14 protein-coding genes and 1 pseudogene are annotated in these 14944 nt (G+C 73.3%); 11 read left to right on the forward strand and 4 right to left on the reverse strand.

Annotated features, from left to right (window positions below):
- Positions 1–26: 26 nt before the first annotated feature.
- The 7 genes and pseudogenes from ACQ9ZG_RS09405 to ACQ9ZG_RS09435 all read left to right on the forward strand — a co-directional run.
- The gene (locus tag ACQ9ZG_RS09405) at positions 27–1733 is read left to right on the forward strand and encodes a WD40 repeat domain-containing protein (protein ID WP_028415280.1); all 1707 of its coding nucleotides are present in this window, start codon (positions 27–29) and stop codon (positions 1731–1733) included.
- On the forward strand, positions 1733–2977 hold the full coding sequence (locus ACQ9ZG_RS09410) for a glycosyltransferase family 2 protein (RefSeq protein ID WP_499280263.1): 1245 nt from the start codon (positions 1733–1735) through the stop codon (positions 2975–2977). The genes ACQ9ZG_RS09405 and ACQ9ZG_RS09410 overlap by 1 nt, the downstream gene beginning before the upstream one ends.
- Entirely contained in the window at positions 2967–4265 is a 1299-nt protein-coding gene (locus ACQ9ZG_RS09415; protein ID WP_499280265.1) for a hypothetical protein, read from the forward strand. The genes ACQ9ZG_RS09410 and ACQ9ZG_RS09415 overlap by 11 nt, the downstream gene beginning before the upstream one ends.
- A gap of 84 nt (positions 4266–4349) precedes the next feature.
- Positions 4350–4607 carry a hypothetical protein gene (locus tag ACQ9ZG_RS09420; RefSeq protein WP_181398371.1) on the forward strand — a complete coding sequence of 86 codons (258 nt, stop codon included), beginning with the start codon at positions 4350–4352 and terminating at the stop codon, positions 4605–4607.
- On the forward strand, positions 4559–5359 hold the full coding sequence (locus tag ACQ9ZG_RS09425) for a PIG-L deacetylase family protein (protein WP_258312372.1): 801 nt from the start codon (positions 4559–4561) through the stop codon (positions 5357–5359). The genes ACQ9ZG_RS09420 and ACQ9ZG_RS09425 overlap by 49 nt, the downstream gene beginning before the upstream one ends.
- Complete coding sequence (locus ACQ9ZG_RS09430; RefSeq protein WP_028415276.1) at positions 5356–6024, forward strand: GTP cyclohydrolase II; 669 nt, start codon at positions 5356–5358, stop codon at positions 6022–6024. Before ACQ9ZG_RS09425 ends, ACQ9ZG_RS09430 begins: the two co-directional genes overlap by 4 nt.
- A gap of 74 nt (positions 6025–6098) precedes the next feature.
- A pseudogene (locus tag ACQ9ZG_RS09435) lies at positions 6099–7361 on the forward strand (MFS transporter); the annotation flags it as partial.
- Positions 7362–7506: 145 nt separating this feature from the next.
- Here the strand turns inward: ACQ9ZG_RS09435 and ACQ9ZG_RS09440 are convergent.
- Together ACQ9ZG_RS09440 and ACQ9ZG_RS09445 are read right to left on the reverse strand one after the other, a co-directional pair.
- Positions 7507–8331 (reverse strand): formylglycine-generating enzyme family protein, encoded by an 825-nt coding sequence (locus ACQ9ZG_RS09440; RefSeq protein WP_258312217.1) that lies wholly within the window; start codon positions 8329–8331, stop codon positions 7507–7509.
- Positions 8328–9392 carry a bifunctional NAD(P)H-dependent oxidoreductase/GNAT family N-acetyltransferase gene (locus ACQ9ZG_RS09445; protein ID WP_109916053.1) on the reverse strand — a complete coding sequence of 355 codons (1065 nt, stop codon included), beginning with the start codon at positions 9390–9392 and terminating at the stop codon, positions 8328–8330. Before ACQ9ZG_RS09445 ends, ACQ9ZG_RS09440 begins: the two co-directional genes overlap by 4 nt.
- A 30-nt stretch (positions 9393–9422) precedes the next feature.
- Here ACQ9ZG_RS09445 and ACQ9ZG_RS09450 point away from each other — a divergent pair, with 30 nt between their 5' ends.
- Positions 9423–9902, forward strand: coding sequence for a MarR family winged helix-turn-helix transcriptional regulator (locus ACQ9ZG_RS09450; RefSeq protein ID WP_109916052.1), 480 nt, complete (start codon positions 9423–9425; stop codon positions 9900–9902).
- 133 nt (positions 9903–10035) lie between these two features.
- Here the strand turns inward: ACQ9ZG_RS09450 and ACQ9ZG_RS09455 are convergent, their stop codons facing one another.
- Complete coding sequence (locus tag ACQ9ZG_RS09455) at positions 10036–10257, reverse strand: DUF6243 family protein (protein WP_028415271.1); 222 nt, start codon at positions 10255–10257, stop codon at positions 10036–10038.
- Positions 10258–10550: 293 nt separating this feature from the next.
- Positions 10551–11933, reverse strand: coding sequence for a glycine--tRNA ligase (locus ACQ9ZG_RS09460; protein ID WP_018487076.1), 1383 nt, complete (start codon positions 11931–11933; stop codon positions 10551–10553).
- Between the two features lie 177 nt (positions 11934–12110).
- On the opposite strand from ACQ9ZG_RS09460, the gene ACQ9ZG_RS09465 reads away from it, so the two are divergent.
- From ACQ9ZG_RS09465 to ACQ9ZG_RS09475, 3 genes are read left to right on the forward strand one after another with little or no spacing between them, the layout of a single operon-like run.
- Complete coding sequence (locus ACQ9ZG_RS09465) at positions 12111–13160, forward strand: metal ABC transporter substrate-binding protein (RefSeq protein ID WP_109916051.1); 1050 nt, start codon at positions 12111–12113, stop codon at positions 13158–13160.
- A 47-nt stretch (positions 13161–13207) separates the two neighbouring features.
- Positions 13208–13993: a metal ABC transporter ATP-binding protein gene (locus tag ACQ9ZG_RS09470; protein ID WP_028415269.1), complete on the forward strand. Its 786-nt coding sequence runs from the start codon at positions 13208–13210 to the stop codon at positions 13991–13993.
- Positions 13993–14892 (forward strand): metal ABC transporter permease, encoded by a 900-nt coding sequence (locus tag ACQ9ZG_RS09475; protein WP_028415268.1) that lies wholly within the window; start codon positions 13993–13995, stop codon positions 14890–14892. The genes ACQ9ZG_RS09470 and ACQ9ZG_RS09475 overlap by 1 nt, the downstream gene beginning before the upstream one ends.
- Positions 14893–14944 lie beyond the last annotated feature (52 nt).

Below are 14944 nucleotides of genomic sequence, written 5' to 3' on the forward strand. Positions count from 1 at the left end.
AGCGCCCCACGAAGGGAACCTTCACCGTGATCCGCCACTCCAGCCCCATCAGCGGCGTCGCCGCCCACGAGGACTCCTACGTCGCCACCGCCGGGTACGACAACCACGTCATCCTCTGGGACCAGCGCACCCGCGTCCCGCTCGCCCGGGTGGCCCACGATCACCTCGCCAACCAGTGCGCCTTCAGCCCCGACGGCAGATTCCTGGTGACCTCCTCCAGCGACTACAGCGCCCGCATCTGGTCGGTCCCCGACATGCGGCTGCGCGCGGTGCTCGGCCACCACGAGGACGACGTGGAGATGTCCGCGTTCCACCCCACCGAGGAGAAGGTGGCCACCGCGTCCCGCGACCACCGCGTCCGGGTCTTCGACTTCGCCGGTGACCTGCTCCACGTCTTCGGCGGGCACAAGGCCGACGTCATCTCGGTGGGGTGGAGCCACGACGGCCGGGAGATCATCAGCTCCAGCGACGACGGGACCATCAAGCGGTGGTCGCTGGAGACCGGCGGGCTGGTGGAGGACCTGGACCTCGGCGGGGTGGAGACCGACACCGTCGCCATCGGCGGGAACGGCACGGTCTACGCCGGGAACGACGAGGGCGAGCTGATCGTCCTGCGCGACGGGGAGCGCCACTACGTGCCCGCCCATGACGCGGGCATCAAGCGCGTGGTGCTGGGCGAGGAGCGCGGGCTGCTCATCACCCTCAGCTACGACCGGACGATGCGGCTGTGGGACGTCTCCGGCCCGACCCCCCAGCTGCGCGACAGCGTCGCCCTGCCGCCCGTCGTCTGGCCGCGCACCTGCGCCTTCGCCGCGGGCTCCGAGATCGTCTTCGGCACGTTCGGGGACCGCTACCACCGCTACGACTTCGCCGCGGGCCGGTGGAGCGAGGACCCGGTCGCCCCCACCTGGGGCCTCAACGCCGTCGCCGTACACGGAGGTTCGACCTACACCATCGGGGACGCGGGCGTCCTGTGGCGGGACGGTGAGGTGCACGCCCAGCCGGACAGCCTCTGCAACTTCCTCACCCCCGTCGGGGACACGGTCGTCACCGGCGGACAGCTCGGGACCGTCTTCGACGCGCTCACCGGCTCCCCGGTCCACCAGCACCGCTCCCCGCTCAACTGCGCGGTCGCCTTCGAACGGGACGGCAGGCGCCACGTCGTCGTCGGGGCGTACACCGGTGAGGGCGTCGTCCTGGCCGAGGCGGACGACGGCACGCTGGAGCACATCCGGGACGTGCCCCTGCACGGCAACGCGGTCAAGGGCGTGGCCCTCTCCGGCGAGCTGATCTTCTCCGTCTCGGCGGACGGCGGCGCGGCCTGGCACGAGACGGGCGGGCTGACCCGGCGCCACACCCTGGCGGACGCGCACGGCATGATCGCCAACGGGTGCGTGGGGCTGGGCGACGGCGGCTGGTTCGCGAGCGTCTCGCGCGACCTCGTCCTGCGCCTGTGGAGCCCCGACTTCACCGTCACCGAGGTGCCCACCCCGCACCGCCACTCCCTCAAGTGCGTCAGCGCCGACGACGAGGGCCGCCGCATCGCCATCGGCGCGTACAACGGGCGCGTGACGGTCTACGACCGGGAGACCGGCCGCTGGTCCACCGACGTCCGCCCGACCACGGCGGGCATCTCCTCGATGACGTACGACAGCGACCGCGGCCTCTTCCTCGCCTCCTCCTACGACGGGGCGGTCCACGAGATCGCACCGGACGCCTCGCGGACCGCGTGATGACCGATCTGCTGGTGCCCACCCGGCCGTTGCACCCCCATGCGGTGGCGGGCGTGCTGCCCGGCCGGCGCCCCACCCGCCGGCTGACCGTGCTCACCCCCCTCTACCGCGAGAGCGCCGCCACCTTCGAGCGGTCGGCGCGCGCCATCGCCGCCCTGGACTACCCGGACGAACTCCTCCAGGTGCTCTGGCTCGTCGAGGCGGGCGCCGCCGGGGACCGGGACGCGGCACGGGCGGGCGCGGCGATGGCCGCGTACCGGCGGGCCGGGCTGGACTGGCGGCTGCTGCGCCTGCCGGGCATGAGCCCGAAGGGAGCGGCGCTCAACCACGCCTTCCCGTACGCCGAGGGCGAGGTGATCGCCATCCTGGACGCCGATGTGGTCCCCGACCCCGGGCAGGCGGCCGAGGCCGTCCACGCCTTGGAGCAGGGCCACGCGCTCGTCCAGGCCGAGGAGTTCAGCGAGCCGGGGACCGGGCTCACCGCACGCGCCAAGGCGGGCGAGGACGCGGTGTGGCACGCCTCGGTGCGCGGCCTCAAACGGCTGGCCGGGGTCCATGTGGTGGCGGGCAGCTCCGTCTACGCCTGGGCCGCCACCTGGGACCTGGTGCGGCCCGTGCGCGCGGACGACGTGGAGGAGTCCTACCACTGGTCCCTGCGGCTGATGGGGGCCGGGGTGGAGACCGGGTTCCTCGCCTCGCCCTCCCGGGTCAGCGCCACCGAACGCCCCGCCGCCGCCCTGCGCCAACGGGCCCGCTGGACCCGGGGACAGCTCCGCGCGGTCGCCGTGAGCTGGCGCGGACTCCCGCCCCGGGGACGGCTGCTGGGCGCGGTGACGGTCGGCTCCCTGGCCGCCCGCGCCGCCCTGCCGGTGGTCTGCGCGGGCGCCGTCGCCGTGCGCCGCCTGCGCCCGGCGGCGCTCGCCCTGCTGCTGGCGGACGCGGCCTGCGTCCTGGGCGCCCGCCGCGACCCGGCCTACCGGCAGCGCACCGACACGACGGGCTGGGCCCTCGTCGTGCCCTGGCACATGGTGGGTGCCTTCGCGGTCTATCTGGCCCTGTACGAGTGGGCCCGGGGGGAGCGGGGGTGGCACAGCGTACGGGAGGGCTCCTCCGACGGGGCGGCGGTCGCGGTGGAGGCGGTCGCCGGGGCCGGAATTCGGGTCAACGGATCTGCCCCGTACGGGAGTTCAGCGGGCGACTCCGCTGCGCGTCCGGCTTCGGAGGGGGGCTCGCGTGGCGACTGAGAGCGTCGGCCGAGCCGGGGGCACTGGCTCGACCAGGGGCGCCACGTCGGCCGGGGGCGCTGCCCCGGCCGGGAGCATCGGCTCGGCCGGGAACGCCGCCTCGCGCGCAGGCGTCGCCCCGGCCGGCGGCCTCGGCTCCGCCGCCGTGATCGGCGCAGCCGTGATGGCCCATCCGCGGCGGGCCGCCCAGGCGGCGGAGCTGGCCGACGGGCTGGGCAGGTGGGACCCCCGGGTGGTCACCGACCCCGCGCCGGGAGCCGGGCCGGGGGCCCTGCGGACGGCGCGGGCCGCGTGGGCGGCGGTGGCACCGGACGCCACCCACCATGTCGTGCTCCAGGACGACGTGGTGCCCTGCCGGGACTTCGCCGCCCGAGTCGCCGACGCCGTGCGGGAGTTGCCCGACGCGCCACTGGCCCTGTACGCCAACTGGAACTCCTGGAACGGCGCCGCCACCCGCGCGGCGGCCCTCCAGGGTGCTTCCTGGGTGCCCGCCGTGCCGGGCGAGTGGACCCCGAGCCTGGCCCTCGTCCTGCCCCGCGCGGACGTGGACGCGCTACTGGCCGCCGTACCGGCCGAGGTCACCGGGCCGGAGCCGGACGACACCGTGCTGGCCCGCGAACTCGGGCGCCGGGGGCGGCGGGTGCTGATCCCCGTACCGCACTGGGTGGAGCACGCCGACGGGACCAGTCTGGTCGGCAACGACGTGTACGGGCCCCGCCACTCCGCCTGCTTCGCCGACGGGACGGCCGAGGGGCCCGACCCGGCGGGGCCGGTGGCGGCGGCCCCGGACGTGCTGGTCCATCTCTTCAAGGGCCGGGTCCAGCTGGTCCTGGCGGCGGACACCCCCGCGCCGCGCCGGGCCTCCCGGGAGGGCTATCTGCGGGCGGCGGGGCAGGAGGGCCGGGGGCGGGGCCGCTCGGCGCGGGCCGTGGCGGCGCTGCGTCCGCCGAGCGGGCTGCTGGGCGCCCTGTGCGAGGAGATCTGGTACGCCGCCTATCTGATGGCCTTGCACACCCCGGCCGGCCGGGCGCCCGGCGCCGGAGGGGACCGGGTGCGGCTCTGCCTGCGCAGCCTGGTCCTCGGCGGCACCGCCGACCGCGCCGACCTGCGGCGCTGGGCCCGGCACCGGGTGGAACCGCTGGTCGCGCTGGCCGAGGACGGGCTGCGGGCCGGGTTCGACGACCGGGAGGCGTACGGCCGCCCGTCGCCCCTGCCGCCGGAACGGCTCGCCGCCCTTCCCGACGCCGCGCTGATCTGGTCCCGTCCGTTGACGCTGGAGGAACGATGACCGCTGACGCCCGGGGCGCGGACGCCGCCGGTTTCGGGGCTGGTGCCGGTACGGGGGCCGGTTTCGGGGCTGGTGTCAGTGCCGGTGCTGGTGCTGGTCCCGACGCCGGTGCCGGTGCCGGTGCTGGATGCGACGCTGGTGCCGGTGCTGGTGCTGGTTCCGAAAGCGCTGGTGCCGGTTCTGGTGCCGGTTCTGGTCCCGGAAGCGCTGGTGCCGGTTCTGGTGCCAGTTCGGGTGCCGGTGCCGGAGGGTCGGCCGTCCCCGTCCTGGTGTTCTCGCCGCACGCCGACGACGTGGTGCTCTCCTGTTTCGGTGCGCTGCGGCCCGGCGGTGAGGTGGTGACCGTCTTCGCCGGGGTGCCCAAGGACCCCGCCTTCCTCGCCCCCTGGGACGAGCTTCTCGGAGCCCGTACGTCACGGGAGATGGCCCACGAACGGCTGCGCGAGGACGCGGCCGCCTACCGGGGTACGGGAGTGGCCCTGGACGCCTGGGACCATCTGGACGGCCAGTACCGGACGGGGCCGCCGGACACGGGGGCGCTGCGCCGGGAGATGCGGGAGCGGATCGGGCGGGCCGGGGAGGTGTGGCTGCCCTCCGCCATCGGGAGCCACCCGGACCATCTGGCCGTCCGCGACACCGGTCTGGCCGCCTGCCGTGAACTCGCCGCCGCCGGGGCACCGCCCCGGGTGCGGCTCTACGCCGACTACCCCTACCAGCTCTTCGCCATGAGCAACCGCCACCGCGCCCACGGCACCTGGTCCACCTACACCTGGCACAACGAGGACCCGCTCGCCCTGGCCGAGTGGTTCGGGGAGCACTTCCCGGGCGCCTCGGAGGAGGAGGCCAGGCCTCTCCCGTACGCCCTCGACGGTGGCACCACGGCCGCCAAGGAGCGCGCGATCCGCTGCCACCGCACCCAGGTCCCCGAACTCGACCGGGCCTCCTACGGAAAGCTGCTCGACCCCGCCAACCTCGGGCGCGAGTACGCGTGGGATCTGCCGGCGCACCTGTGGGAGCCGGTGGACACAGGGCCCCCTCCGCCACCGCCCCCTCCCCCACCCGCACCGTCCCCGCCTGGAGGAAGAGACACATGAGCAGCACGGTTCCGACGGCCGCCGGGCTCGACACCCCCTCGACCGCCTTACTGCCCGCAGCGGTCCGCGCCGACGTGCCCGTGCCGGTGGAGACCGGTACGGGCACGGTGACGGCGAGAATGCTGAGCTTCACCGGTCTCGTGGACGGCCGGGAGCACATCGCCCTGGTCTTCGGGGAGCGGCAGCGGGACATCCCGCTGGTGCGGGTCCACTCCGAGTGCCTGACCGGCGATGTGTTCGGCTCCGGGCGCTGCGACTGCGGGCCCCAGCTCCGGGAGGCGCTGGACCTCCTCGCCCACCACGGGGGCATCCTGCTCTACCTCCGCCAGGAGGGCCGGGGCATCGGCCTCTACAACAAGCTGGACGCGTACCTCCTCCAGGACGGCGGCCTGGACACCTTCGAGGCCAACCGGAAGCTGAACTTCGCCGACGACCTGCGCGACTACCGGCCCGCCGCCCAGATGCTCGCCGCGCTCTCGGTGGACGCCATCCAGCTCCTCACCAACAACCCCGACAAGGCGCGGCAGTTGACGGACAGCGGGGTGGAGGTGCGCTCCACCCGGACCACCGGGGCGTTCGTCCGCAGCACCAACCGGGGCTATCTGGTGGCCAAACGGGAGGTCGCCGGTCACCGGATCGAGCTGCCCGACCCGGAACGGACGTGACGGAGGAGGAGCACGCTCCCCGCTCCGGGGGCGCCCCAGGCCCCGGAAGCGCCCCCGGCTCCAGGAAGGCCCGCGTGGCCGACCGCCTGGGGATCCCGCGCCTGTCCGGCAACGGCCGGATCGTCGCCGCGACGGCGCTGGACTCCTTCGGCGTGGGGATGTTCATCCCGCTCAACTTCCTGTTCTTCCTGCTCACCACCGATCTGACCGTCCAGGAGGTGGGGTACGGAACGAGCCTGGCGACCCTGCTCTCCCTGCCGGTCGCACCGCTGGCCGGGATCGCCGTGGACCGGTGGGGGCCGAAGGCGTCCCTGGTCGCCAACAACCTTCTGGCGACCGTCGGTTACCTCTGCTACCTGCTGGTGGACAGCCAGGCGTCGCTGGTCGCGGTGCTCTTCGTCGTGCTGTGCGCGGAGCGGGTGTACTGGGTGTCGTGGCCCGCGTTCGTCGCCGATCTGGCGCAGGGCGAGGAGCTGGACCGGTGGTACGCGTTCACCGCCGCCGGGAAGAACGCGAGCGTGGGGCTGGGCGGGGCGGTCGGCGGGGCCCTGCTGGGCACCGGCTGGTCCGGCGCGGCCGTCCTGATCGTGCTGATCAACGCGGGCACGAGCGCCGTGACGGCCCTGCTCTTCGCCTACCCGGGACGCCGGGTGCGGGCCGCCGCCGCTCCCCGGCCGGCCACCACCGCCGTACCGGGGACGGACGGCGGTCAGGACGGGGAGCAGGACGGGGAGAAGAGCGGGGAGAAGGGCGGCTGGCGGGCGCTCCGGGGCGACCGGACGGTCTTCGTACTGATCGGGGCGCAGACCGCGTTCGTCTTCGCCTGGCTGATCCCCACCACCGTGCTGCCGGTCTATCTGGTGGCGGTGCGCGGGCTGCCCGCCTGGCTGCCCTCGACCGCCTTCACCCTCAACGCCCTGCTGATCGTGGTGGCGCAGTCCGCGCTCACCGCCCGGCTGGCCACGGTCCGGCGCAGCCGGGTCGTCGTCCGCAGCGCGGTGCTGATGCTCGCCACGCTCCTGCTGCTGGCGGTCCTGCCGGCGGCGGGTGGCGCCGTGGGGGTGGTGCTGGTCTGCGCGGCCGTCGTGCTGTTCACCTTCGGGCAGATGGCGGCGACCCCCGCCATGACGGCGGTCTCCGCGACCGTGGCACCCCGTCACGCCCGGGGCCGCTACCTCTCGGTCGTCAACCTCACCTGGACGGTGTCGGCCATCACCGGTCCCGCCCTGGTGGGGGCCCTGATCGAGCGTCACACCCTGGTGCTGTGGGGGGTGCTGGCGGTGCTGACCGCGCTGGGCGGGGCGGGGTACCACCTGGCGGGCCGGATGTCCCCGGAACGCCTGGGGGCGCCCCGGGGCGAGACGGCCGGGGCGCCCCGGGAGCAGGCCGCCGGGGTGCCCCTGGGCGAGGCCGCCGGGATGCCACGGGACGAGGCCGCCCGGGTGCCCCGGAGCCAGGCCACCGAGCCGCCCGGGGGCCGGCTCACCGGGCCGGAGCCGCCAGCCGGAAACCGACGCCGATCGCCGTCAGGTCCTTCTCGTACGCCCCGTGCCGACGGGCACAGCGGGCCAGATCCCGGTCGTGGCGGAACGCGCCGCCCCGGGTGATGTGCGGGTCGAAGGCCCAGTCCTCGGTCTTCGGCACGTCGTCGGGGGCCCCGGGGTAGGGGGCGTACAGCGTGGAGGTCCACTCGTCGGCGTTGCCCGCCATGTCCAGGACGCCGAAGGGGCTGGCGCCCTCGGGGAAGGCGCCGACCGGTGTGGTGGTGCCGAGGCCGAGGTCCACGAGGTTGGCCAGTCCGGTGCGGTACTCGTCGCCCCAGGGGAACTCCCGGCCGTCGTCGCCCCGCGCGGCCCGCTCCCACTCGTCCTCCGTGGGCAGCCGCACAGCGAGGCCGGTGCGCTCCCCGACCCACCGGCAGTAGGCCGCCGCCTCCTCCCAGGCGACCCCGATGACCGGGTGGTCCGCCGTGCCCTGCGGCTCCGGGCGGCCGGTGGCCGCGGCGAAGAGGGCCCACTGCCCGACGGTGACGGGGGTCCGGGCGATCCGGAAGGCCGGTACGTGGGTCTCGGCGCGCGGGGCCTCCTTCAGATACCACTCCACCGGGACGCCGGTGTCCGCGTAGCGACGGGCCACCGCCGGTACGGCGTCGGCGGGTGTGCCCCGACGCAGGGTCCCGGCGGGGATGTCGACCCAGTCCACCTGTTCCACGAGCTGCTCCTTCTCCTGGTCCGCCGCTGCCCGGCTCTCCGCTGCCCGGCCCTCTGCTTCCTGACCGATGTCGTGCTCGCCGGTACGGCCGCTCATACCGCGACGGGCTTGGCCAGGTCCACCACGCCCTCCTCCTGGCCGCCGGGGACCGGAACGTACCCCTGCCGCCGGTAGAGCGCGAGGTTGCGGTGGCTGGCGGCGCCGGTGGACAGGACGATGCGCCCGCCCTTCTCCGCCGCCGATTCGGCGTGGCCCAGCAGCCAGCGGCCCACGCCGAGCCCCCGCAGGTCGGGGACGACGGCGAGCCGTCCCACCTGCAGGTCGGTGCCGGTACGGCGGGTGCGGACCATGCCGAGCAGCCGGCCGTCCCGCCAGAGGCCCGTCGCGTCCCAGTCGGCCAGCCAGGCGCGGACGTCGGCCGGGGACTCATGGAGCACCGGGATCGCCAGGGTGTCGTTGAGGAGGGCCTCCTCCAGCCAGCAGCAGCGCTGGAGCACCGTGACCTCGGCCACGTCGTCCGGGCCGAGCCGGCGCGCGTACGAGCCGGGGAGCGGGCCCTCGACGGCCTCCGGGTGCTCCAGCTCGCGCATCGGGGCCAGGGCGTGGGCGGCCCGCACCAGCTCGGCCAGCAGCCCCCGGGCCGCGTCCGCGTGGCGCGGCTGGGGCGACAGCTCGTCCCCCCGCACCACGTCCCCGATCCGCAGGGCGACGGTCGCCCCCACGGGGACCAGCCGCAGGGCGGTCACGACCTGCTTGGCGTGCTGGACCGCCCGGGTGCCGGCCGAGGTGTGGCCGTAGCTGACGAAGCCGACCGGCTTCCAGGCCCACTCGGCGCCCAGGTAGTCGAGGGCGTTCTTCAGGGTGGCGGGCATGGTGTGGTTGTACTCAGGCGTCACGACGACGAAGCCGTCCGCGCCACCGGCGATCCGGCTCCAGCGGCGGGTGTGCTCGTGGTGGTACACACCGGCCGACGGGTGCTCCTCCTCGTCCAGGAAGGGCAGTTCCAGATCGCCGATCGCCTGGAGCACCAGCTCCACACCGAGCCGCTCGGCGTCGGGCGCGAGCGTGTCGGCGACCCACCGGCCGACGGCGGGGCCGAGCGCGTTGGGGCGGGTACTGGAGACGAGGACAAGAATGCGCGGGCGTTTCGTTGTCATGGAAACGAAATTAGCCGGTAGATTGATTCCATGTCAACGAATCAGCCGGATTCCCCGGCCGAGTGGCTCTCGGCCGCCGAGGAGAGCACCTGGCGGGCATATCTGCGCATGGTCACCGCCGTCCAGGTCCGCACCGCGCGGGACCTGGCCGGACTCGGCCTCTCCGAGCCGGACTACGAGGTGCTCAGCACCCTGTCCGAGCGCCCGGACGGCACCAGCACGCTGCACGAACAGGCCGACAAGATGGGCTGGTCCCGCAGCCGGCTCTCGCGGCACGCCTCCCGCATGGAGGCGCGCGATCTCATCCGGCGCGCCCCCGACCCCGCCGACGGCCGGGGCTGCCTCCTCGCCCTGACCCCCACGGGCTGGGACACCCTGCGGGACGCCGCCCCCTCCCATGTCGCCTCCGTCCGCAGGCACGTCGTCGACCGCCTCGCCCCGGAGGAGCTGACGGCCCTCGGCGCCATCGCCCGCAAGCTCGCGGCCGACGAGCCGGCGCCGGACGCGTAACTCCCTTGGCGGGGAAGGGCGGAGAAGGTGGAGCCCACCGCCTCCGACGCCTCGGGGGGGGGTGCGGAACAGAACGGTGGGCCCGGATCACGGATGATCCGGGCCCACCGTCGTACGGCGTACTGCTCAGCCGTCAGCTCTGCGCGGAGCCGCCCTGCTCGGCCGGGTCCGCCGACGCGGTGGCCGACGTCTGGGCCTCGGCGCGCTCGCGCATCTTGCGGACCAGCTCCTGCTTCTTGTCCTCGGCGACCTTGCGGTCGGCAACGCGCGCGGAGCCCGCGCCCTGCTGTTCGGCGCGGGACAGCTTCTTGCGCTGCCCGCCGACGCCGAGGAGGTTGTTGCGGCCCTTGGCCATGGCGTTCTCCCGTTCGGGGTGAGAAGTGAATCAGCGAAAGGTGATCGGGACCGGTCGTGGGGTCCCGGGGGCGGCGGGGTGGACCCACCCGCCGCGCTCTCACTCGTAGATCTGGAAGAACGAAGACATACGGAAACCGTACCCCGCCCCCGGAGCGCGCGGCACCAGGTTTTCCGGCCGTCGGCGGCAGCGCCCGGCCGGAAGGGGTGAGGCCCCCGGCTCCGCCGAGCGGAACCGGGGGCCTCATCCCTCACGCACGGAGGGAAGCGCGTACGGCGGGACGTACGGACGCGTCAGCAGCCGAGCAGGCGGGCGCCGAGGTACGCCTGGATCTGGTCCAGGGAGACGCGCTCCTGCTTCATCGTGTCGCGCTCGCGCACGGTCACCGCGTTGTCGTCGAGGGTGTCGAAGTCGACGGTGACGCAGAACGGGGTGCCGATCTCGTCCTGGCGGCGGTAGCGGCGGCCGATGGCGCCCGCGTCGTCGAACTCGATGTTCCAGTTCTTGCGCAGGTCGGCCGCGAGGCCCTTGGCCTTCGGGGAGAGCTGCGGGTTGCGGGAGAGCGGCAGGACCGCGACCTTGACCGGGGCGAGGCGGTGGTCGAGGCGCATCACGGTGCGCTTCTCCATGACGCCCTTGGCGTTGGGCGCCTCGTCCTCGACGTAGGCGTCGAGCAGGAACGCCAGCATCGCGCGGCCGACACCGGCCGCGGGCTCGATGACGTACGGCGTCCAGCGCTCGTTGGCCTCCTGGTCGTAGTAGACCAGGTCGGTGCCCGAGGCCTCGGAGTGCGCCTTGAGGTCGTAGTCGGTGCGGTTGGCCACGCCCTCCAGCTCGCCCCACTCGCTGCCGCCGAAGCGGAAGCGGTACTCGATGTCGGCGGTGCGCTTGGAGTAGTGGGAGAGCTTCTCCTTCGGGTGCTCGAACCAGCGCATGTTCTCCTCGCGCATGCCGAGGTCCGTGTACCAGTTCCAGCGCTGGTCCATCCAGTACTGCTGCCACTCCTCGTCCTCGCCCGGCTTGACGAAGAACTCCATCTCCATCTGCTCGAACTCGCGGGTCCGGAAGATGAAGTTGCCCGGAGTGATCTCGTTCCGGAAGGACTTGCCCATCTGCGCGATGCCGAACGGCGGCTTCTTGCGCGAAGTCTGCTGCACCTGGCCGAAGTTGGTGAAGATGCCCTGGGCGGTCTCGGGACGCAGGTAGGCGACCGAGCCGGAGTCCTGGGTCGGGCCGAGGTGGGTGGAGAGCAGACCCGAGAACTGCTTGGGCTCGGTGAAGGTGCCCTTGTTGCCGCAGTTGGGGCAGTTGAGGTCGGCGAGGCCGTTGACCGGGGGCTTGCCGTGCTTGTCCTCGTACGCCTCCTCCAGGTGGTCGGCGCGGTAGCGCTTGTGACAGGAGGTGCACTCGGTCAGCGGGTCCGAGAAGGTGGCGACATGGCCGGAGGCGACCCAGACCTCGGGGGCCAGGATGACCGACGAGTCGATACCGACCACGTCCTCGCGCGCGGTGACCATGTAGCGCCACCACTGGCGCTTCAGGTTCTCCTTCATCTCGACGCCCAGCGGCCCGTAGTCCCAGGCGGCACGCTGACCGCCGTAGATCTCGCTGCAGGGGTAGACGAAGCCACGGCGCTTGCTCAGGCTGACGATGGTGTCGATCTTGTCGGCGGCCACGGTGCTCTCTTCATACGACGATGACGAACGGGCGAAGGGGCCAGATTACCGGCGCGCGCACCCCCCGGATCAAATCGGTGGCGGTGCGCGGAACCCGGGCGCCTCCCCTATGTGATCTTCCGGGCATCTCATCAGCCTTGTTGACAATCGTTTCCAGTTTTGTTGAAAATGACTGTCATGAACGTACGTCGCCTCATACCCACCACCGCCGTCGCCGGAGCAGTCGTCCTCGGTCTGACCGCTCTCTCGGCCTGCTCCACCTCCGACGCCGCCGACGGGGGCAACGGAAGCGGCGGCGACAGGCTGAAGGTGACGGCGTCCTTCTACCCGATGCAGTTCCTGGCCGAGCGGATCGGCGGCGAGCACGTCGCGGTCACCAGCCTCACCAAGCCGGGCGTCGAGCCGCACGACCTGGAGCTCACCCCGCGCCAGATCGGCTCGATCAGCGACTCCGACTACGTGCTCTACCTCAAGGGCATCCAGCCCGCCGTGGACGATGCGATCAAGCAGTCCGGTGTGAAGAACACCGTCGACGCCGCGACCCTCACCACGCTGGAGAACCACGGAGCCGAGGTCGGCGGCCACGACCACGGCCACGAGGGCGAAGAAGAGGGCCACGGCCACGAGGACGAGCACGGTCACGAGGGCGAGGAAGGCCACGCGGAGCACTCCGAGGACGACGGCCACAACCACGGCCAGGACGGCGGCGCCGACCCGCACATCTGGCTGGACCCGGTGAAGTACGCCGAGGTCGCCCGGGGCGTCGGCAAGTCCCTGGAGAAGGCCGACCCGGACCACGCGGCCGACTACAAGAAGAACACCGAGGCCCTCGTCGCCGAGCTGGACAAGCTCAACAAGGCGTACGAGAGCGGGCTGAAGAACACCGCCACCAAGACCTTCATCACCACCCACTCCGCCTTCGGCTACCTCGCCGAGCGCTACGGGCTCACCCAGCAGGGCATCGCGGGCATCGACCCGGAGGCCGAGCCGACCCCGGCCCGGATCCAGGAGCTGCACACCATCGCGGAGAAGGAGAAGGCCACCACGGTCTTCTTCGAGACGCTCGCCAGCGACAAGACGGCGAAGACCCTCGCGAAGGACACCGGGCTGAAGACCGACGTCCTGGACCCGCTGGAGGGAATCACGAAGAAGTCCCAGGGCGCTGACTACATCGAGGTCATGGAGTCCAACCTCGCCGCGCTGCAGAAGGCACTCGGCGCGAAGTGACCCGCACCACCCGTCTTACTCGTACGACCGTCGGATCGGAGGCACTCATGCCCGAGCGTGAGAGCACCACCCACCGCGAGGCCGTCGTCAGCCTGCGCGGCGCCACGGCCACGCTCGGCGCGCGCCCCGTGCTGCGCGGCGTGGACCTCACCGTGCGGCGCGGCGAGGTCGTCGCCCTGCTCGGCGCCAACGGGTCCGGCAAGTCCACCGCCGTGCGGTCCGCGATCGGCCAGGTCCCGCTGACCGGCGGCACCGTCGAGCTGTTCGGCACCGAGCTGCGGCGCTTCCGCCAGTGGGGCCGCGTCGGTTACGTACCGCAGCGCACCACGGCCGCCGGCGGGGTGCCCGCCACCATCCGCGAGGTCGTCGCCTCCGGCCGGCTGGCCCGTACGAAGCTGCGGTGGCCGGGGAAGGCGGACCGGGCGGCCGTGGAGCGGGCCATCGGGCTGGTGGGCCTGGCCGACCGCGCCAAGGACTCCGTGAGCGCCCTCTCGGGCGGCCAGCACCAGCGGGTGCTGATCGCCCGCGCCCTGGCCGCCGAGCCGGAGCTGCTGATCATGGACGAGCCGATGGCCGGGGTCGACCTGGCCAGCCAGGAGATCCTGGCGGCGACGCTGCGCGAACAGGTGGCGCTGGGCACCTCCGTGCTCCTGGTCCTGCACGAGCTGGGGCCGCTGGAGCCGCTGATCGACCGGGCCGTCGTCCTGCGCGACGGCTGCGTCACCCACGACGGCCCGCCGCCGGAGGCGCTGGGCCAGCACGCCCTGCCCGGCCACGACCACGTACACCCCCACGCGGCCGCCGAGCCCGTACGGACGGGACTGCTGACCTGATGCTGTTCGAATTCCTGAACCCTCCCTTCATGCAGCGGGCGCTCATCGCGGCCGTGCTGGTCGGCATCACCGCGCCCGCCATCGGCATCTACCTGGTCCAGCGCCGGCAGGCCCTGATGGGCGACGGCATCGGCCATATCGCGATGACCGGCGTCGGCCTCGGCTTCCTGCTCTCCACCAGCCCCATCTGGATGGCCACCGCCGTCGCCGTGGCCGGTGCGGTCACCATGGAGCTGATCCGCTGGTACGGGCACACCCGCGGCGACCTCGCCCTGGCCATGCTCTTCTACGGGGGCATGGCGGGCGGCGTCATGCTGATCAACCTCTCCGACACCGGCTCCAACGCCAACCTGACCTCGTACCTCTTCGGCTCGCTCTCCACCGTCTCCGAGTCGGACGTCATCGCCATCGCCGTGCTGGCCGCCTTCGTCGTACTGGTCACGGTCGGGCTGCGGCGGCAGCTGTTCGCCGTCAGCCAGGACGAGGAGTTCGCCCGGGTCACCGGGCTGCCGGTGCGGGTGCTGAACCTGCTGGTCGCGGTCACGGCCGCGGTGACGGTGACCGTCGCGATGCGGGTCGTCGGGCTGCTGCTGGTCAGCGCGCTGATGGTGGTGCCGGTGGCGGCGGCGCAGCAGATCACCAAGTCCTTCCGGGTGACGTTCGTGCTCTCCGTGGTGATCGGCACGGCGGTGACCCTGACCGGCACCGTGACCTCGTACTACCAGGACGTCCCGCCCGGCGCGACGATCGTGCTGCTGGCCATCGCGGTGTTCGTCGCGCTGACCGCGCTCGCGGCTCCGCTCGCCCGCAGGCGCGCCCGGAAGAGCGAGGCGGAGGGTGCGGAGTGCACCCTGGAGGTACCGGCGGCCCGCCGGGGCGCGGACGACGTCCGGGTCTGAGCCGCGGACGGGGTCCGGGCCCGGGAGCCGTGCGGCACGTACGTGGCCGGGT

The sequence above is a fragment of the Streptomyces araujoniae genome, assembly GCF_050871195.1.
Taxonomy (GTDB): Bacteria; Actinomycetota; Actinomycetes; order Streptomycetales; family Streptomycetaceae; genus Streptomyces; species Streptomyces bacillaris.